This is a genomic window from Desulforhabdus amnigena, assembly GCF_027925305.1.
Classification (GTDB): domain Bacteria; phylum Desulfobacterota; class Syntrophobacteria; order Syntrophobacterales; family Syntrophobacteraceae; genus Desulforhabdus; species Desulforhabdus amnigena.
Genome location: NZ_BSDR01000001.1, coordinates 3,496,997 through 3,515,617 on the forward strand (window position 1 = coordinate 3,496,997; position 18,621 = coordinate 3,515,617).

An 18,621-nucleotide genomic window follows, 5' to 3' on the forward strand; every position below is an offset into this window, starting at 1 on the left:
ACCGGATTGGCTCTGAGTTCCAAGATCGACTGTCTTGTGCGGCGAAAAATTTTTTCGCACTTCAATGAAAGATTCGATGTGACTCGGGAGAACCTTCGAGTTCATATCAAAAGATGCCGCCCTTCGAAGGCGCCACGCCCATGGAGGGTAGATAGGCGCCTTGGATGCCTGACCGAGAAGGCCTGGTAAATTTCCATCGCTCCGGAAGTGTTGTCGAATTTTTGTGTCGAGCGGCCCTGACCTCCGGCTGGGAAAAAGAGGGTAGTGCCGGGAGGACGGATGTTCGGCGCAGCTCGTCAGAAATACCTTCTCAGAAATACCTACGGAGAAAAGTGGCAAGCTTTTCCGGACGTTGGATGATGATCTCGTTTTTGAGGAGTTTCTGGAAATAGTAGTCGTCGGTCCTGTGGTGCGGCATGGCGTTTTGCCGGTTCACCAATCTCAAAAAGCAGCGGAATTCAGGAGACGAACGATCTACGGGACCGCTGAAACAGGAGAAGTTGTAGGTGGAAAACTTCATGTCGTGATAGCCGCGCAGCACCCCTGCTATCCCTTCCGCCATCTGCCGAATCTCCGCGGTGCCCCATTCCAGAAAGTGAGAGGTCTCCGTCCAGACCGCATCGGTTTCGTTGGCGCCGACGGGCGCATAGGCGGTGAACCATGTACTGTCGCTCATCCGGGTGATCATTCGTTCTCCCCGCTCTATTTCCTCTTTCGCTAAATCCGTCCAGTAGCATGAGCCGTTGGCCTCGTAATAAGCAAGGCTTTTTTCCAGCAGCAGTTGGTGGTGCGTTCCCGGAAAGGGTGACCCGAGCAGCTGCAGGTGGGGATGCATGACGCTGGCACCCGCAGGGAGAAGGAAATTGGCGTTGATCGTAAAATAGCGGACCGACGGGTTATAGCGGTGGCATTCTCTGAAGTATTCTACAGAGATGGCAAAAGCGTCTTCGAGAAGATCCGCGGAAATTTCGTTGGGCAGGCGAAAGTGGCGATCACCCAGTATGACGACGGCATGGAATGCCGCCAGTGGAAAGAGATTGGGGAAAAGGACCGCTTCTCCTCGTTGCAATCTGCCCCCGGGAAGGATATCGGTGCTGTAGGTTGGAGTTGCCGTACGCCAGCGGCCGTCGCACATGAAACATTGCCCTTGAGTCGCCTCCGCCCGCTCTTCCAGGTAGGCATAGTCCGTATCGGGAAAAAGAATCGATATCTTCCCTTCCAGCGCCGGATTGAAAGTGCTCTGATGGCCGGTCAGGGGGTCAATGCGTACCTCTATCTCCTGCGTGTCGAGCTGGCCGTTTTTCAAGGGGTTGTGGAAAATCGCGGTCTGTCGCCATGATTCGAAGCTGATCTTTGCCATGAAATGCCTCCTTTATGTGATTTTATGTCATTGAGGAGCAAACATCATGGATGTATGCAATCGTCCTGTGGAACCGACATTCACATGAACCACTACATAGCAAATGCGGCGAACCTGTCAAAAGGAATATTGGAACGCAGGATTCCCGCAGCAAAATGTCGCATACCATTCACAACGGCTTTCCTCCGGTACATGCCTCACGAAACCGGCTCTTCGGATAGAAAAGATCTTGCCTGTTTTCAGGAGAAGCGTTTTTGAAAGTCACCTCCCAAACAGGAACATTCTTGCATTTGGATGTCAAAGGTGGCATTTATGACTCATATTGCTTTCGATGAGAGTGATGGAGTCCACTCGAACCGCCGTATGAGGCTGATGACCCCTACTGTGGCGAGCTCGCCGGGTGGGAGATTCATCTGAGCACAATGATCGATTGGAAAAGCTCCTGCCGGGACGAACTTGAAGGGGCTTTTTTATAACTCAATTCCTATCCTGTCCAAAATGAATGAAGGAGGAAGCCGCATGAACCGCAAAATCGTATCCATCCGTGCATTGGAAATCCTGGATTCTCGTGGCAATCCTACGGTCCGCGTCCGTGTGACCCTGGATAATGGTGTAGTCGGCGTGGCCTCCGTCCCGTCAGGGGCTTCTACCGGTGAAAACGAAGCCGTGGAGTTGCGCGATGGGGACCGGAAAAGGTACGGCGGGAAAGGAGTGTTGAAAGCCATATCAAACGTCAACGAGGTGATCGCTCCGCATCTTCTCGGTATGGACCCCCTGCGTCAATCGGAAATCGACCGCATGATGATCGAACTGGACGGCTCCCCCAACAAGGCGAAACTCGGTGCCAACGCCATCCTGGGAATTTCCATGGCTGTGGCGCGGGCGGCGGCTGTTTCATCGGGGCTTCCGCTTTACCTGTATCTGGGAGGTCCTGGAGCGATTCGTCTTCCCATGCCCATGATGAATATCCTCAATGGAGGCAAACATGCGGACAACAGTGTCGATTTTCAGGAATTCATGGTGATGCCCGTCGGCGCCCCGACTTTTGCTGAAGCCCTGCGCTACTGTGCCGAAACTTTTCACGCCCTGAAGAGCATCCTCGGGAAAAAAGGATACGGCACGAGCGTCGGCGACGAAGGCGGCTTCGCTCCCAATCTCAAGAGCAACGAAGAGGCCTGTGAAGTCATCTTGGAGGCGATGGAAGCCGCAGGTTATCTGCCAGGTAAAGACTTGGCCATAGCCCTCGATCCGGCGGCAAGTTCCTTCTTCGAGGATGGAAACTATCATTTGAGCAAATCCGGCCAGGGGAGGAAGACCAGTTCTCAGATGACAGAGCTCTACCAATCCTGGGTGGACAAATATCCCATTCTTTCCCTGGAGGATGGCCTGGCCGAAAACGACTGGGAAGGCTTCCGCGAACAGACCGCCATTTTGGGCGATAAAATCCAGATCGTCGGAGACGACATCTTCGTTACCAATACCCAGTTCATCCAGCGCGGCATTCGGGAAAAGACGAGCAATGCCGTGCTCATCAAGCTCAACCAGATCGGTACCGTAACGGAAACCATCGAAGCGATCCAACTCTGCCGCAAGGCCGGGTGGGGTTTTGTGATCTCCCACCGTTCGGGTGAGACCGAAGACCCCTTCATTGCCGACTTTGCCGTGGCCATGGGCGGCGGGCAGCTCAAGACGGGCTCGGTTTGCCGGAGTGAACGGATCGCCAAGTACAATCGCCTCCTCGAGATTGAAGATGAGCTGGGAAAGAGCGCGGTGTTCGGGAATCCTTTGGGCGGTTGAGGGGGGGGACAGTGCTTGTGGGCGGTCTTTGAACTCTTTGGAGGTGCTTTCATCCAGCCCGCTTCGGAAAAATCGACGAATTGAATTCACCCCGCCCTTTGGAGACATCGCATATGGAGAAAAAACACGTCTTCGAGCTCAGCTCCAAGTACAAGCGTACCATAGGGACGACTCTCACTCATCTGGATCGGGTGGTTTGCGAATTCGAAGAGTGGGCAAAAGGACGGCAGAGGCGTTCGGTTCTTTATTTCGAAAGCAACGACCTCAGCAGCTCCCAGTGCGAGGCGTTGCTTGCCCAAGTGGTTGAAATTCGGGAATTGCTCAGTGAACTCAAAAGCGCCTTCGGTCTCCAAGAGCATGTAGAGAGTGTCACCCAGTCCATCTGGAGCCATTGCTCGAGCTTATGGGCCACGCTATCGGAAATCGACAGCAAACATCTAAAGGGGTACGGGGACGCCGTCCCCGGCTTTGCCGAGTACTGGGCCCCCAGGGGGGCTGAAATCGAAGCCCATCTCGATCTGGTTCTGAACATCTTGCGAAAAAGATGACTCGCCGGCATCACTTTATTGCACTGAGCAATTTTAGCTTGACTTTTCGACCCTTCCCGATGAAACATTTTGATAACGGGAGGAAATTTCTCTCATATGTTCAGCCATAAGGCAATGAAGTCTGCCGGAACTGCCCGGCCATTCGGGCTAATGACTTCTACCCTTGGAGTAGAAGTTTTTTATTTTCTGCTCTGCCGATCTCATCGCGCAAAAGCGTCTGTGCTCCTGTGCTCTGTTCCATCCTTCCACTCGCTCTCCCTTGCATCCTCAAGGATCGGCTTGTTTGCTCAACGATCAGGAAAATTCGAACAGCTTATACTGTAAACGGCTATAAACCGGGCTTTCCGTCGTTTCGACCGAAGGGAAAAATCTTAAGGTCTCTCACATTCGTTCGGGATGACAAAAGCCCGGTTCAAACCCTGCGCAGTATCTATTTTCAATGTGCTGGCGCCCGGTTGAGGTTTATTGAGATGATGCCCGATCAGGCGAAGACGAGGGAGGGCCTTTCTTGTTCTTCTGCCTGCCTGTTCAGGGGTTGTGAAAGGGGGAAGTACAATGATGGAAACACATGAGGATGTGATAGCCCAGAAACGATTGCCAAGGGTAGGACAGACGGTCCGAAGTAAGAAATACGGGACTCTCTGGCGGGTCATGGAGAAACGTGAAGTGTGGCAGCCCACCTCGGATGATCCGGAGACCGGAAAACCTCGCATGCTGCCGGCGATTTATCTGTCCTACTGGAGGATCAAGGAAGGTGTTCTGCCGGGAGCGGGAAAAATGCTCGGATATGTCTATACTCTTCATGATACCACGTTCGAGACGAACTGGGAGGTCGTCGGTTGATGCGGTGATTGATCCGCAAGGGTTGAACCAATCCCTATGCTGGTCGTCGAGGTTTTCTACCCGGATTTGGAGATTTTTCTCAAAAAGCGGGTGCCAGCCAACTCTTCAAATTCCATGGCGGATGATCTCGCATACAAAGAATGATGGTTTTGTAGAAAGTCCCGCAAGGCGTTATTTCATCATTCCGGTGGAAGTCGGAACTCAGTGTTTTGGGTGGCTTACAAAACTATTGTCCCCGGTTTTCAACGGGGTAACGACTTTTTACGAATCCATCAAGAGAACGTATGTATACTGCAAACGGTTTGAATTTGGCTTTTGTCATCCCGAGCGAATGTGAGGGACCTTAAAGATTTCTCCCTTCGGTCGAAACGACGGAAAGTCCAATTTATAGCCGTTTGCAGTATAAACTCTTGAATCGTTGGTTCCTGCCTTCCTGAAAGAACTTGGAAGACCCTTTCAAATCTTGCACTGGGTGAAGCCGGTTCGCAGCAATGATTCACGGCTTACCATCCCTTTGTAGAAACCCTGAGAATCCAGCACGGGTAAACGCTTGAGGTTGTTTTCAGTCATAATACGGATGGCTTCTTCAATGGGCGCATCCTCGCGAACCGTGATGTGGCGGGTGCTCATCACCTCCGAGGCGGTCTTGGCTCTCATGTGGTCCAGAAACTCCTTGTGCTTTCGACCCGCCTCGGTGAAAGACATCTTGCTCACGACGTAATCCCACAGGCCCGCACGCTGATCACTGAATGCCATAAGCAGGTCCTCGTCGGAAATAAGGCCCAGGTAGCGTCCTTTCTCGTCCACTACGGCCACCCTCTGGATATCGTTGGAATCGATGATCCGGATGACCTCATCGATAGCCGTGTCGGGGGTGACCGTATGAATGTCTCTGCGCATGATGTCGGAGACGGAATGCAGATTTTCGATCTGGATGTTCAGGTTTCTGAACGTTTGCCAGTCGGGCGATTCCTTCATGATGGTCCGGAAAAGGTCCATGCGTGAGAGTATCCCCACCAATTTCCCGCCGGCATCAACCACAGGGAGGCGTTTCAACCCTTTTTGAAGCATCAGATTGACGGCTTCCGTCAGTTGGCGGTCTTCTTCGATGCATACGGCGGGACTGGTCATGATTTCCGCGGCGGTCTTGGAAGAGATGGAGCTGAGAAACTCCTCCAGCCGGTTCTGGTCGGATTCTGCGAGCAAGCAGAGCCTCAAGGGCATACCGGCACGATAGATGAGATTCCCTTGCGAAATGACCCCAACAGGGCGGTTGGCCTGGTCCACGACCGGAAGCCCGGTGAAGATGGACGAGAGTAGCAGCCGGACCACTTCATCCAAAGGTGTCGATGGCGTGACGGTCCTGGGGTTGGCCGTCATCACGTCCCGTACCTTGACCTGTTGGGGAATGAGGCGAGTGCGGATTTTGTGACTGACCACATCCAGGTGGTGCACTACCACAATGCCATCCGTGACCATCTTATCGATATCCGGGAGGACGCGCTCCAGTTCGCCGGCGGGCAGGATGACATGGATTCGAACCGGCATATTGTATGAGAGCACCTCCAGTTTCCTGGTGGCGATTTCACCACTTTCGTAGCAACCGTCCGTTCCGCGGGTCACCATGCAGCGCGCCGCGATCTTCAAACCCGAAACGAACTGAATGATAGCCTCGCTCAACGGTTTGCCCTGCCAGCGGACTTCCTCACTTGTGAAAATTTCGATGGCCTTGTATTCCAGCATGTCGTAGTTCCTCTTAGATCAAGCGCCCAATCCACATTCCCAGCAAAACCAGGACCATTCCCACCAGATTGTTGGCGAGAAAATTTGCCAATGTCAACCAGTGAGATGCCGCGCGCAAGAAGTTCGTGCTCTCCAGGGCAAAGGTTGAAAAAGTGGTGAGGGCTCCCAGAAAACCCGTCACAAAAAACAGGCGAGGGAGCGTCCCCATCCAGCGAGTCCGATCCGCCAGACTGAAGGCAAAGCCGATGAGAAAGCACCCGACCAGGTTCACGATAAGCGTGCCCCAGGCGAACCGGGTGCCGAAAAGCCGTGCCGCGAGCAAAGAGGTCCCATAACGGCAAGTGGCTCCGAGGCTGCCGCCAAGCATGATCAAAAGAATCTTGATGAGTTCCTGTTTCATTTCTACCTTGCTGCATCCAAAAGAGACAGATCCTGGCTCCATTGGAGAAGTTGAGACTGAATGTCGGAAATGGACTGCAGTTTCAGGTCCAGTGCACCGAGGTTTTGCTGCACATCGGATTCACTCCGCTGCTTCATGGCGAGCGCCTTCGCGAGTGCTCCACGAATGCCGTCCAGGGTCTGATCGATGCGCTCGGTGAGGGCTTTCTGGAAATCGGCGGCTGTCTTTTGCAGTCGCTGGAGGAGATCGTAACGTACGCGGCCGCAGTGGCGATCGACGAGTTGTGTAATCGCCGTCTTCATGTTGTTGAGGATCATTTTTTTGACGATGAATTGGGGAAGAGAACTCGTGACCGCGAGCTGGATGAGTTCCAGCCCCACAGGGTCGTCCTTCAGGAGAAAGTAGAAACGGCTCTTGCTGCTGAGGGGTTCTACTGCGGTGAAGGGCTTGAGGGGCAATTGAAAAATGCTGCTCGTGAGTTCCATTATGCGCTCGATCACCTCATTGGTCCTGGTAGCGAGATCCTGATGCGCATCAGCCAAAGTGGAAGCGATCAACTCCGTGATGTGAAGCCGCCACGGTTCGAAAGCCTCTCGAATTTTGTCGAAGACGAACTGCTCCAGTTCCTCGCGCAGGCGTCCCCCTTGCTGCAGTTTGCGGGCGTATTCCTGCTCAAGAGCTTCATGAAGGATGGGAAGATTTGCTTGTTTGAATGATCGGATTTCATCGTCCAGTATTGTCGTGATCTTTCCCATGTGCCCGCGCAGCAGATAGCTATGGTGCTCTTTGTCCCTGGTGATACCCCGTATTTCTTCTTCAAAGCGTGCAATCTTGCCGGTCAGCTCCTGAACCGGGAGCTTGACGGCCTCCTGCTCCAGCTGCAGAGCAACAGTTTCGCCGGATACGAGCCGAAGGAGATTTTGCGTGGTCGACTGCAGCAGAACCAGACCCTTCTCGTGCAACAGGAAAGATCGCAGTTGTTCTTCGAAGCCTGGGAGCAGACTTTGTTCGAGTTTGGCTGCATCGCTGCCGGTCTTGGCCTCGAGGGCACATCGTGCGGAAAGGGGATACAGCGTCACGTCCTTGCGGTTCAGGTCCATGCATAGGATCTCTCGAGTGAACTCCATGGATTCCTTACGATCCTCGTCGCACACCTGATCGATCTTGTTCACGACGAAAAAGATCTTATCTACATAATCCCGGATATCCTTGAGAAACAGGTGTTCACTTTCCGAAAGGGGCGGGTCGACGGAGATGATGAAAATCCCCGCATCAACATAAGGAAGATAACGATAGGCTACATCAGTGTTGTGGCGATAGACGGAGCCGACGCCGGGGGTGTCGATGATGCGCACTCCGCCTTGGAGATAGGGCGAAGGGTGAAAAATGGTGACCTCATGCACGTTTTTCCGGTTTTTGGGATTTCCCCGCTCGGTGATGTAGTCCGGAAGTTTGGAGAGGGGTATCTCCTCTTCACTTCCGTTTAAAAATCGAACGCGCACTTGTACCTCTGGCCCGTATTGGATGATCGTCACGACCGAAGTCAGGGGCACGATGGCTGTCGGGAGCAGATCTTCTCCCAGGAGGGCGTTGATGAAGGTGGATTTGCCTCGCTTGAACTGGCCCAGGATGACCAGATTGAAGACTTCCTCTTTCAGTTTTGCACCGACCTCGGCGAGAGCTTGCCGGTGCTCCTCATGGACCAGCGGTTTCAGGATTTCCAGAGCTGTAAGCAGGTTCTGCTTCAGACGATCATAATCGTTCATGAGTCCATCTCCTTTTCGGGTAGGGGGAAGAGAAATCCGAATACACTTCACCTGATCTGAAAGGAATGATCACCCCCAAAATAAAAAACTTCTACCTCCTGTCTGGAAGTAGAAGTCATCAGCCCCAAAAACGGCCGGGGCGGTTGTCCGGCGGACCTCATCACCTGTGGGATATCGTATTTAAAAGAAAAATTAACAGGAAAGACCCTGATAAGCAAGTGGTAATGAGGTCAATCGCTTGAAATCATAGTTGATAAGGAATTTTAGTGGATTGCCTCGGGTCTTGCACTGGGCTGAGTCCATTTTTCCCTTTGAATTTGGACGCTTGATGGAAGGACATCAAAAGAGAACCTTCACATGGATACCGGGTCAGGCCTCTGTCCATTCGGCATCTGAAAAGGAATTTGATTTTTTTTGAATGCTGTTTTTTCTGGATCTCCTCCGTATAAAATGTAGTCCCTTCGCTTTGGTCATGACGGTTCTATACATAATTACATAAGCACTTCAATACCCTAGCGCCCGAAGGGACACTTGGGGTAGGTGCAGGTTTTGCATTCCATGCAAAGACCGCCGTGTCCCAGCTTGGCCAGGTCGCTGCGCTCGATGGTGATTCCAGCCAGCAATCGTGGCAAAAGGAGATCGAAACTTGTGGTCTTGAAATAGAGAGCGCATGCGGGGACTCCTATCACCTGCGCCTTTCCTATGCGCGCCAGAAGGGTCATGGCGCCCGGAAGTATCGGTGCCCCGTAAAGCATGTCGGTAGCCCCAGCATCTGCAAGACCTCGGCGGGTGACATCGTCGGGGTCGACGGAGAGTCCCGCAGTGGTCACCAGGAGATCCGCACCGGCCTGGAGGAGACTTTCTATCCCGCGGCTTATGTCGTCACAGGCGTCCGGAACAATCAGGGATCGAACCACCGTGCAGCCAAAGGATTCCACTTTGGACATGATGATGGGGATGAACTTATCCTCCACCAACCCTTCAAAGATTTCATTTCCGGTCACCAGAACGCCCACCCTGGCTTTTCGCATGGGAAGCACCCGAAACAGAGGCCCTTTCTGAAGAATAGAGAGGGCGCGGTGGAAGTCTCCGCGAGGAAGGAAAAGGGGGATGGCCCGGGTTCCGGCCAGGGTGCATTGTTCGTCCACCATTGTATAGCTCTTTAGACTCGCGCACATGACGCCGGAAAGCAGGTTGAACCGTTCCATGCGTTCCGTTTCGGCCACGAACAGACCGGAACGGGCGGCAGTGAATGACACTTTGCCTTCCCGGGGAGGGCCGGAAAAGGAAACGCCCTCCCCTGCCATGGCTCTTGCGAAAGCCAGCGCCGCATCGTTTTCGTGCACCCAATCGGATTCGGGCAAGTTGTCGTCCAGTACATAGACATGCCGACGTCCCATCTGCTGTAACCGGCAAAGATCTCCAATGTTGATTTGCTGGCCGTGTAGGAAAGCCGGTTTCTTGCTTTTCCCTGGAATGATCTGTGTCAAGTCATGGAGAAGCTCTTTTCCCATGGCGTCCTCCACGGCCAGGGCCTTCAGCCCTGGCGGGCCGGCATGCAATTTTTCCTGATCTCCCGTGTTCAAATAAGGACCTTCCCCCTGACAGCCACGGCAGATTCCACCGTCCTGTGCCGGATAGGCCTCTCCGCACAGGATGCAGGTAGCTATCCGCCTTCTTTCAGGTTTTCCGATGTGTTCCGCACATACCTGTATCGGCTGTATTCCCAGAATGTCTGGTCCCGCCCGCTGGATCTCTTCCAGGAGTTTGTCCTGGTCGATTTTCGCTTTGAGTTGGAACAGCCAGGTCTTTATTTCCGGCCAGGCATGGAGCTTCTGCAGGTCCAGAAACACGCGAATCCCGTTGCCCTCGTGCATATCGAACAGGCTCAGTGCATAACGGCCGAGATTGATCACTTTGAGCCGGCCATTTCCCATCGTGCATGGTGTCAGGAGTTGAATGGCGTCGGGGATGTCTTTGGGCGTTTCGGATATGGCATCAAAAAGAACGCCTTCCGGAATGTGTTTTCCGGCAAGATCCACCATGAAGCCCCCCATCGCGACTCCAGGCGCCATGTATCCATGGAAAGATTCCACCAGACGCAAAAACTCTTCATATGAATAGGAACCGATTGCCATCTTCTGCAATTTCCCTGCGTGTCCCGTAAAAGCCTGCTCTCTTTGCCAGGTTGCTGCCTGCCCAAAGGGAAACGCGATGTAATGAAAAATGAAATGACAATTTCAATTATGCAACTCATAGTATAAACTAAATAATTATAAATATTTATAAAGTTTTGAGTCAAGGAAAAGTTGTAAATCTGCCAGGAAAGGCGATTTGGGATAAATTGCTCAATGAAGGTCAACGCTTCAGCACTTCCAATTGGAAGGAGGTAGTCATGAAAAAAGTGGAAAGATTCGTTTCGGTGATTATTCCACAGGTGGATCCATCTGGATTGAAGCCCACTCCGATGTCAAGGTTTGGGTCTACACGGAAGGAGAGCGAAAAGTCGGACTGTTGATCGAAAAACCCGATGAGAATGGCGACAAGAGCAAGCTGGCCGGGAACCATCAAAAAAACCGGTAACGCTTCGGGACAGAATCCCCTTTATTTTGAGTTCAGAACGGACCAGGAAGGATATCATCAGATTTCGGCAAAAATCCTTCAGAAAAACCAGCCTCCCGCCCGTGCCTTTATAAAGGTTGAATATACCGCTCCTATGGCCTTTGATAAGTTTTGATGCCATGATGTGAGGATGCCGCTTCTTTTGTTTTCGAGAATCGCTCAGATTCGGATGGGTTGGTGGCTCATGACTCTTTGGAAGAAAGGTTGCTGACTATTAACTCCCATGACCGGAACGGTCACAACGAAAAATGAAAAAAGGCAAAGAGATGCAAGGCAATAGGGAAAGCGGAAAACGCTCTTGAAAAGCGATGTTATCATGAGCCATGAGCTATGAACCTTTTTCATATAAAAGATCTGAGGGAGTTGGAGGATTCCAATATCCCTCTATTCACCACGGAGACACGGAGGGCACAGAGCATATTAAGGTATCCCTCAATCGATAAAAAGCTCTGTGCTCAGATAACGCTCACCCGTGCTGGGCAGAACGGTCACTATACGCTTTCCCTTGTTTTCCGGGCGGCGAGCTATTTCCAGGGCTGCAAAAGTTGCGGCGCCGGAAGAAATGCCACACAAAATCCCTTCCCTCCTGGCGAGATCTCTTGCCGTTTCAAATGCCTGATCGTTCGTTACCTGGATGATTTCGTCGATGATCCTGACGTTCAGGACCTCGGGAACGAATCCGGCTCCGATTCCCTGTATCTTGTGAGGGCCGGGCTGCCCGCCTGAGAGAACCGGTGAATCCCTGGGTTCCACCGCGATGACCTTAAGAGAGGGATTGCGTTTCTTCAGCACCTCCCCCGCTCCTGTGATCGTTCCCCCCGTTCCGACCCCTGCTACCAGGAAGTCCACCTTTCCATGAGTGTCCCTCCAGATTTCTTCAGCCGTCGTTCGGCGATGGATTTCCGGGTTGGCCGGGTTGGCGAACTGATTGGGCATGTATGCGTGAGGATTTTGCGCCAGGATTTCTTTGGCTTTGTTGATTGCCCCTTTCATGCCCTCCTGGCCGGGTGTGAGAATGAGTTCCGCCCCCAAGTGCTTGAGGAGTTTGCGTCTTTCCACGCTCATGGTTTCGGGCATGGTCAGAACGAGCGGATATCCTTTGGCCGCACAGACAAAAGCGAGGGCAATCCCCGTATTCCCACTGGTAGGTTCCACGATCAGGGTTTTCGCCTCAATGAAGCCTTGGGCTTCCGCCGCCTCGATCATGGATGCTCCGATGCGGTCTTTCACGCTGCCCAGAGGATTTTTGAATTCCAGCTTGGCGAGTATCGTAGCCGGAAGGCCTTCAGTGATGCGGTTCAACCGGACCAGAGGCGTAGAGCCTATTGTTTCGATGATGTTTGAAAATAGATCGTGCATGGTTTCCTTGCCCTTTCAAGATCCAAGCGGATGTTGCAACAAGCCGTCCGCCTGTGGCGTCCCGTTACGGTTTTGGGGCGGTTCAGTCCGATTTCTCCTTGTAGATCAGCTCGGGTTTTTTCATGAAGACCTTGGTATCCGGTGGAACGGATTCCGTGATCCAGACGTTTCCTCCGATGTGCGAGCGGGCGCCGATGACCGTATCACCACCCAATATGGTGGCGCCGGCGTAGATGATCACGTCGTCTTCAATGGTGGGATGGCGCTTTTTGTGCCGGAGCTGTTCGCCGGCATTTTTCGGGAGCGAGAGGGCTCCGAGGGTGACTCCCTGGTAAAGCCTCACTCGATCTCCAATGACCGTTGTTTCCCCAATGACGACTCCGGTTCCGTGGTCGATGAAGAAACTTTCTCCGATGTGTGCCCCCGGGTGAATATCGATCCCCGTGATGCTGTGAGCATATTCGGTCATGATGCGTGGAATCAAAGGAACCCCCGCTTCCCAAAGCTGGTGTGCGATGCGTGAAACGGTTATGGCAAACAATCCCGGATAGCTGAATATGATTTCATCGTAGCTCCCCGCAGCCGGGTCTCCTTCATAAGCGGCCCGCACGTCTGTAGCGAGAATCGCCCGCAGCCGGGGAAGTTCACGCATGAACGTGATGGCTGTCTGCTGTCCTCTCTCCTCGCACTGCACACAGGCCAGGTTATGTCGAATGCAATCGTGTCTGAGAGCATGAGTGATCTGTTCTGAGAGGTGTTCGTAAAGTGTTGTGGCTTCCTGGCCAAAATAGTAGCTCAAGTTGAATTCGTCCACTCTGGTCCGAAGGAAGTACCCGGGATAGAGAATCCTGTTCATTCGGTGAATGATGTCGATTACCGTTTCTCGCGAGGGGATGGGTTCAGGCCCCACATGATTGAAGCAATCGGTTCGGTTGCACGTCTCAACCAGCTGATTGACAATCTCGGGCACTTCCTTCCTGAAACTGCGAGCGGCTTCCATTTCCGCCTTGCACCGGTCTTTTCTGGATGTTTCGTCCATTTTCTATATCATCCCTTCATGCCTTCCCGGTTGTGTTCCCCTTGTGCGTGCCGACCAGGTGACCCTGCGGCAGGATTTCCGTCGTAGGGTCAGCAAAAAACGGAACGCTGCCCACCGGGAGGGAACCACGTTATTCTCGAACCTTCGTTGCAGGATTAATAGGTTGAGCAAATTCGGTCTCCTACCTTCCAGTAAGGGGACATGCCCCGCAGGGTTTCAATGATGGATGGAAGTTTTTCGATCACGAAGTCAATCTCTTCTTCCGTATTGTAGATGCTCAGACTGAACCGGATGGATCCGTGAGCCATCGTAAAAGGAACCCCCATGGCGCGGAGCACGTGGGAAGGCTGCAGAGATCCCGATGTGCATGCCGATCCGGAGGAAGCGCAGATGGAAAATTCATCCAGCATCAACAGGATGCCCTCCCCTTCCACAAATTCAAAACTGATGTTCGTGGTATTGGGGAGACGATTGACTCGATCACCGTTGACGCGGCTGTTGGGAATGCGGGCGAGAAGCTCGTTTTCCAGCTTGTCTCGAAGCGCTTTGACTTTCGTGTTTTCCAATTCCATATTTTGAGCCGCAAGTTCGCAGGCTTTGCCCAACGCGATGATGCTCGGGGTGTTTTCCGTGCCACCCCGCCTGTTTTTTTCCTGGTGCCCTCCAATGAGGAAGGGAGAGAATTTTGTCCCCTTGCGGACATAAAGCACACCGATCCCCTTGGGCGCGTGGAGCTTGTGTCCGGAAATGGAGAGCATGTTCACGGCGCTCTTGCTCATGTCGATGGGGATCTTGCCTACCGCCTGCACTGCATCGGTATGGAAAAGGATGCCGCGAGAGCGAGCCATTTGAGCGGCGGCTTCTATGGGAAAAATCACTCCCGTTTCATTGTTTGCCCACATGAGGCTCACTATGGCGGTATCCGGTGTGAGACTTTTTTCGTACTGATCCATATCGATCCGCCCTTCCCCATCCACGGGAAGCTCGGTCACGCGATACCCCTGGTCGGTCAGATGAGCACAGAGGGCTTTGATGGCCGGGTGCTCCACCCTGCTGGTCACGATATGGCGCTTTTCCGGTTGGGAAATGAGCGCTGAACGGATGGCCGCATTGTCGCTTTCCGTGCCGCAACTGGTGAAGATGATTTCACCTGGAACGGCGCCAATGAGTGCAGCCACCTGTTCCCGCGCTTCACGAAGCTTTCGCCCCACCTGCCCGCCGAAACTATGCATGCTGGAGGGATTTCCATAAAGATCGTGGAAGTAAGGCAGCATGGCTTCCAGAACTTCGGGGGCAACTTGTGTCGTGGCATTGTTGTCCAGATAAATGGTTTTCACTGGGACACCTCCTCTACGACCAATTCAGGCCAGACGAGTTCCCTGAGCTTGGCTTCGACGAAATGTTTCAACGTCTGATTGGATGCCTGGCAGGAGGCGCATGCTCCCCTCGTGGCCACCAGGACCCGGTTTCCCACCACATCGATGAGTTCGATATCCCCACCATCGAGCTTCAGGGAGGGCCTGATCTCACGTTCAATGGTTTCTTCGATCCTCTTGATCTTTTGAATATTGGAAAGTTTGGGTCTTTCGGGCGGTTTCGTGGAGAGTTCTCCACGGACCCGGTCGATGATCTCCTGAATGGCTCCATGGCAGTTTCCGCACCCTCCACCCGCCTTGGTGAAGTTGGTCACATCTTCCAGCGTAGCCAGGTTGTTTTCTCTTATGGCCCGTTCAATCTCGAGATCTGTCACTCCAAAGCATTCACAAACGATCTTCCCTTCGGTCTCCTTGGGAACAGTGCCCTTATAGATGGCGATGGCTTTTTCCAATGCTTCACGTCCCATCACGGAACAGTGCATTTTTTCTTGAGGCAGGCCTCCCAGGTAGTTGGCAATATCCTGGTTGGTCACCTTTTCGGCCTCCTCCAGGGTCATACCCTTGATCATCTCCGTGAGAGCCGAAGACGTGGCGATGGCGCTGGCGCACCCGAAGGTTTTAAATTTGACTTCCTTGATTCTTTTGTTTTCATCCAGCTTGAAGCTCAGTTTGAGCGCATCTCCGCACGCTATGGAACCGACTTCCGCTACCGCATCGGCATCCTCTACTTCACCCACGTTTCGAGGATGCAGAAAGTGGTCTTTCACCTTATCCGTATATTCCCACATGATTGAACTCCTGAATTGTTCTTCTGATAAGTCATTTCCTCATTTCCTCATATTCGAAATGAGACTTAAAATTCTTCCAAACCATTACAGTAAGATGGTGAACTTCAGGACCTTCATGAAGTATCACCATTTGGCGAACGCTTTATTCATTCGCTTTGTAAAAATGCTGTAATGTCAGTTCAACTAACATATTAATTACAGGCGAACCCTATGACCAGAGGGGGGCGACCATTGATGCGTTGGCCGGCTTTTGGGGAACGGAGAGTACGTTCTCTCATCTATGGAGATATTGGCCTGTTCCAGCGGGTCAAGGTATTGCATCGGGCCGATTTCGATTGGTGCTGAAATCATTTAGAAATTATCTGAAAATTCGCTCATACCGTCACCCTGGCGGAAGCCAGAGTTCAGCTCTATCGGGAATGCTTGGATTCCGGTTTTCACCGGAATGACGATCAAGAATATTCGGACCGTTTTGAGATAGTTTCTTAGAGGCTATCGCGAATAAGAGCCTATCCGAAAACCTACCTCGGCAGTGGACACCCCCCTTGCCCCCCCCTCGAGGGGGGGCCAAGGGGGGTGTCGCAAAGTCCACAGGTGGTTTCCGGATAGGTACTAAAAACCGCTCCCAGAAGGAATTCCAATATTTTCGATCCTTATCGTGATAAGGCCTATTATCCTCCACCTGGGGCTGGAATGAAGCGGGAGGGAACACGACCATGCCCGGATATGGCCGGGCATGGTCCATGTAAAGTTTGGCTAGGAGGTTTCCCGGAAATTGTCGGAACCGGGGTGCACAGGGTTTCACCTGTCGTTCTTATACTTTCTTGTCTTCAGGGAGATCTCCTTCCACCTCTCCTTCTCCATCCTGGAAGCACTCTTCTGCGCGCGCTGGGAGAGATAATGGAGCTCGCGCTTCATTTTGAGATAACTTTCGAATCGGTCGGAAGGGAGCTTTCCGGAGCGGATAGCTTCCTGCACCATGCATCCCGGCTCGTGCTGATGGCTGCAATCGGAAAAGCGACACTCCCGGCTCCAGGCTTCAATTTCCGGGAATACCGCGTCGATTCCACCATCGTCATTGGGAAAAGCGATTTCGCGAATGCCGGGGTTGTCTATGATCATTCCGCCTCCCGGAAGCCTGATGAGGTCCCTGGAGGTGGTGGTGTGAACTCCTTTACCGTGGCTTTCGCTCACCTGTTTCGTGGTCTGCCTGGCTTCTCCCGTCATGCGGTTTACAAGCGTGGACTTTCCCACACCGGAAGATCCGACCAGGGCGACAGTTTTTCCGGGTGCCAGATACCTTTCCAGGGCTTCGAGCCCGACGGAATCTCTTGCTGAGAGGAGATGGACGGGCACGCCGACGGCTGCCGATTCCACTTCTTCTAGGTTCTGTTGACATTTCACCTCAACCAGATGAGAGCTGCGACAAAGCCAAGAAAGCCCAAGAAGCTTCTGTCGAGCTTGTCGAATCTGGAGAAGATGCGTCTGAAATGTTTGATCTTGCTCATAAAGCACTCGATCAGATGTCGTTCGCGGTAGCGGCATTGGTCGTATTCACGGGGCTCTTTGCGATTGGACCGGGGTGGAATCACAGCAGTAGCTCCAGATTGGGTGATCGCCTGGACGAAGGCATCCGAATCATAGCCCTTGTCTCCCAGTGCATGAGCGAAGGTGAAACCCTCGATAAGAGCCGGTCCCTGTTCGATGTCACTCTTCTGACCGGGAGTGAGAATGAACCTCAGGGGATTTCCCAAGCCATCTACCGCTACGTGGATCTTGGTGGAAAAACCTCCTCGGCTGCGCCCGAGAGCCTGTGTCTCTTGTCCACCGGATCTTTTGAGGGCTCCGGCAGCACAGGGATGGGCACGAACAATGGTGCTGTCAAACATGAAGTTCTCCATATCGGGATCATCTATGAAATGCTCGTGCATTCTGGAGAAGATACCCTTGTTACACCAGCGGGCGAATCGTTTATAGACACTGTTCCAGTTACCGAATTTCTCCGGGAGCAGTCTCCACTGAGCACCACTTCGTGTAATCCAAAGGAGTGCCTCAATGAAAAGACGGCAATCACCTTCTTCTCCTACGTAAACATCCACACAGGAGCGAAGGAATTGGAGGATCTTCAACCATGTTTCATCTTGTAGTAGTGCTGTTGACATCTGTTAATTAGAACCCAAATGTCAACAGAACCTAGGAACCTTTCCACATCCGGGTGGAGATCGGCCTTGTTGAGAAGAACAACCGGCGAGCATCCGCTATTGTAGACAAGCGCCAGGTATCTTTCGATACGCCGGATATTGTAGTCCCGATCCAGCCCGCTTACGATGAATACGGTATCTATATTGGCTGCGATCACTTGCTCTTCCACGGATAGGGTCACCAGCTTCCCCCGGTTTCCCGAAGCGCCGCGCGACAAGGCGTTTCTGCGTGGCAGCACTCCGGTTATGACGTTCTCCCTCACGGTCACCCAGTCCCCGGCGGCGGGAAAGAGGGCTCCAGTGCTGGAGTCATGAAGGAGACGTCCCGAGACGGTCACCTGGTACTCGTCATTGCCATCGAATACGATAAAACTGCTCCTCCTCACTCCGGTCACCCTGACAGGTCTGTGAGCCCTGTTGGCTGACTTTTCGAGGTTCTTTGCGAAAAATTCATTCCAACCCATATCTTCGAGTGTGATGTTGTTCCTCTCCATCGCTTTTTGTTCCTTCCGTATGCAAATCGATTCCTCCATCGCTTGGGACTCCCCAAAAGCCATGATTCCCTTTGGGTCGGGATCTTTTTCCTCGCGACATGGATTGCCTGCGATGCAGCATGCATCGATGCTCCGGGACCATGGTTCCGACCGCAACGGGTCGGCGACCGGTGGCCCGCGAGGGGGCTATCCCTTTTTCTCGGGGGGAGGGGGAGCCTGCCTGGCTTTATGTAAATTGAGCTCTTGGGCGGATTGTCTGCTGGACCGGCGAGGGTACTGCCTTGG

The 18,621-nt window shown here is 52.9% G+C and carries 16 protein-coding genes and 3 riboswitches; of the genes, 4 read left to right on the forward strand and 12 right to left on the reverse strand.

Annotated elements, in window-relative coordinates; all coding sequences use genetic code 11:
- Positions 1 to 310: 310 nt before the first annotated feature.
- Entirely contained in the window at positions 311 to 1,360 is a 1,050-nt protein-coding gene (locus QMG16_RS14855; protein WP_281795524.1) for a hypothetical protein, read from the reverse strand.
- A 327-nt stretch (positions 1,361 to 1,687) separates the two neighbouring features.
- Positions 1,688 to 1,749, forward strand: a riboswitch (Fluoride riboswitch).
- A gap of 130 nt (positions 1,750 to 1,879) precedes the next feature.
- Between QMG16_RS14855 and eno the strand changes: the two genes are divergently transcribed.
- The 3 genes from eno (at position 1,880) to QMG16_RS14870 (ending at position 4,548) form a co-directional block, all read left to right on the forward strand.
- A complete protein-coding gene (eno, locus tag QMG16_RS14860) occupies positions 1,880 to 3,157 on the forward strand; it encodes a phosphopyruvate hydratase (RefSeq protein WP_281795526.1) in 1,278 nt (425 codons plus the stop codon).
- A gap of 113 nt (positions 3,158 to 3,270) precedes the next feature.
- Positions 3,271 to 3,705 carry a hypothetical protein gene (locus QMG16_RS14865; RefSeq protein ID WP_281795528.1) on the forward strand — a complete coding sequence of 145 codons (435 nt, stop codon included), beginning with the start codon at positions 3,271 to 3,273 and terminating at the stop codon, positions 3,703 to 3,705.
- Between the two features lie 101 nt (positions 3,706 to 3,806).
- Positions 3,807 to 3,872: riboswitch (Fluoride riboswitch) on the forward strand.
- Between the two features lie 388 nt (positions 3,873 to 4,260).
- A complete protein-coding gene (locus QMG16_RS14870) occupies positions 4,261 to 4,548 on the forward strand; it encodes a hypothetical protein (RefSeq protein ID WP_281795530.1) in 288 nt (95 codons plus the stop codon).
- Between the two features lie 456 nt (positions 4,549 to 5,004).
- Here the strand turns inward: QMG16_RS14870 and QMG16_RS14875 are convergent, their stop codons facing one another.
- The 4 genes from QMG16_RS14875 to QMG16_RS14890 all read right to left on the reverse strand — a co-directional run bounded on the left by QMG16_RS14875 (position 5,005) and on the right by QMG16_RS14890 (position 10,595).
- On the reverse strand, positions 5,005 to 6,291 hold the full coding sequence (locus tag QMG16_RS14875; RefSeq protein WP_281795532.1) for a DUF190 domain-containing protein: 1,287 nt from the start codon (positions 6,289 to 6,291) through the stop codon (positions 5,005 to 5,007).
- Positions 6,292 to 6,304: 13 nt separating this feature from the next.
- Positions 6,305 to 6,691, reverse strand: coding sequence for a fluoride efflux transporter CrcB (gene crcB, locus QMG16_RS14880; RefSeq protein WP_281795534.1), 387 nt, complete (start codon positions 6,689 to 6,691; stop codon positions 6,305 to 6,307).
- Positions 6,692 to 6,693: 2 nt separating this feature from the next.
- Positions 6,694 to 8,457, reverse strand: coding sequence for a dynamin family protein (locus tag QMG16_RS14885; protein WP_281795535.1), 1,764 nt, complete (start codon positions 8,455 to 8,457; stop codon positions 6,694 to 6,696).
- A 102-nt stretch (positions 8,458 to 8,559) separates the two neighbouring features.
- Positions 8,560 to 8,631, reverse strand: a riboswitch (Fluoride riboswitch).
- Positions 8,632 to 8,969: 338 nt separating this feature from the next.
- Positions 8,970 to 10,595: an FmdE family protein gene (locus tag QMG16_RS14890; RefSeq protein ID WP_281795536.1), complete on the reverse strand. Its 1,626-nt coding sequence runs from the start codon at positions 10,593 to 10,595 to the stop codon at positions 8,970 to 8,972.
- Between the two features lie 241 nt (positions 10,596 to 10,836).
- Between QMG16_RS14890 and QMG16_RS14895 the strand changes: the two genes are divergently transcribed.
- Positions 10,837 to 11,040, forward strand: coding sequence for a hypothetical protein (locus QMG16_RS14895; RefSeq protein WP_281795537.1), 204 nt, complete (start codon positions 10,837 to 10,839; stop codon positions 11,038 to 11,040).
- A 471-nt stretch (positions 11,041 to 11,511) separates the two neighbouring features.
- Here QMG16_RS14895 and cysK read toward each other — a convergent pair whose 3' ends face one another.
- From cysK to rsgA (QMG16_RS14930), 7 genes are all read right to left on the reverse strand, one after another.
- Positions 11,512 to 12,438, reverse strand: a complete 927-nt coding sequence (gene cysK / locus QMG16_RS14900; protein WP_281795538.1) for a cysteine synthase A — start codon at positions 12,436 to 12,438, stop codon at positions 11,512 to 11,514.
- Between the two features lie 82 nt (positions 12,439 to 12,520).
- Positions 12,521 to 13,477, reverse strand: a complete 957-nt coding sequence (epsC, locus tag QMG16_RS14905) for a serine O-acetyltransferase EpsC (protein WP_281795540.1) — start codon at positions 13,475 to 13,477, stop codon at positions 12,521 to 12,523.
- 155 nt (positions 13,478 to 13,632) lie between these two features.
- Positions 13,633 to 14,814: a cysteine desulfurase NifS gene (gene nifS / locus QMG16_RS14910; RefSeq protein ID WP_281795542.1), complete on the reverse strand. Its 1,182-nt coding sequence runs from the start codon at positions 14,812 to 14,814 to the stop codon at positions 13,633 to 13,635.
- Positions 14,811 to 15,641, reverse strand: coding sequence for a Fe-S cluster assembly protein NifU (nifU, locus tag QMG16_RS14915; protein ID WP_281795544.1), 831 nt, complete (start codon positions 15,639 to 15,641; stop codon positions 14,811 to 14,813). Before nifU ends, nifS begins: the two co-directional genes overlap by 4 nt.
- Positions 15,642 to 16,442: 801 nt before the next feature.
- On the reverse strand, positions 16,443 to 17,045 hold the full coding sequence (gene rsgA, locus QMG16_RS14920; protein WP_281795546.1) for a ribosome small subunit-dependent GTPase A: 603 nt from the start codon (positions 17,043 to 17,045) through the stop codon (positions 16,443 to 16,445).
- Positions 17,042 to 17,803: an IS5 family transposase gene (locus tag QMG16_RS14925; protein WP_281792066.1), complete on the reverse strand. Its 762-nt coding sequence runs from the start codon at positions 17,801 to 17,803 to the stop codon at positions 17,042 to 17,044. Before QMG16_RS14925 ends, rsgA (QMG16_RS14920) begins: the two co-directional genes overlap by 4 nt.
- A complete protein-coding gene (rsgA, locus tag QMG16_RS14930) occupies positions 17,767 to 18,336 on the reverse strand; it encodes a GTPase RsgA (RefSeq protein ID WP_281795547.1) in 570 nt (189 codons plus the stop codon). Before rsgA (QMG16_RS14930) ends, QMG16_RS14925 begins: the two co-directional genes overlap by 37 nt.
- Positions 18,337 to 18,621 lie beyond the last annotated feature (285 nt).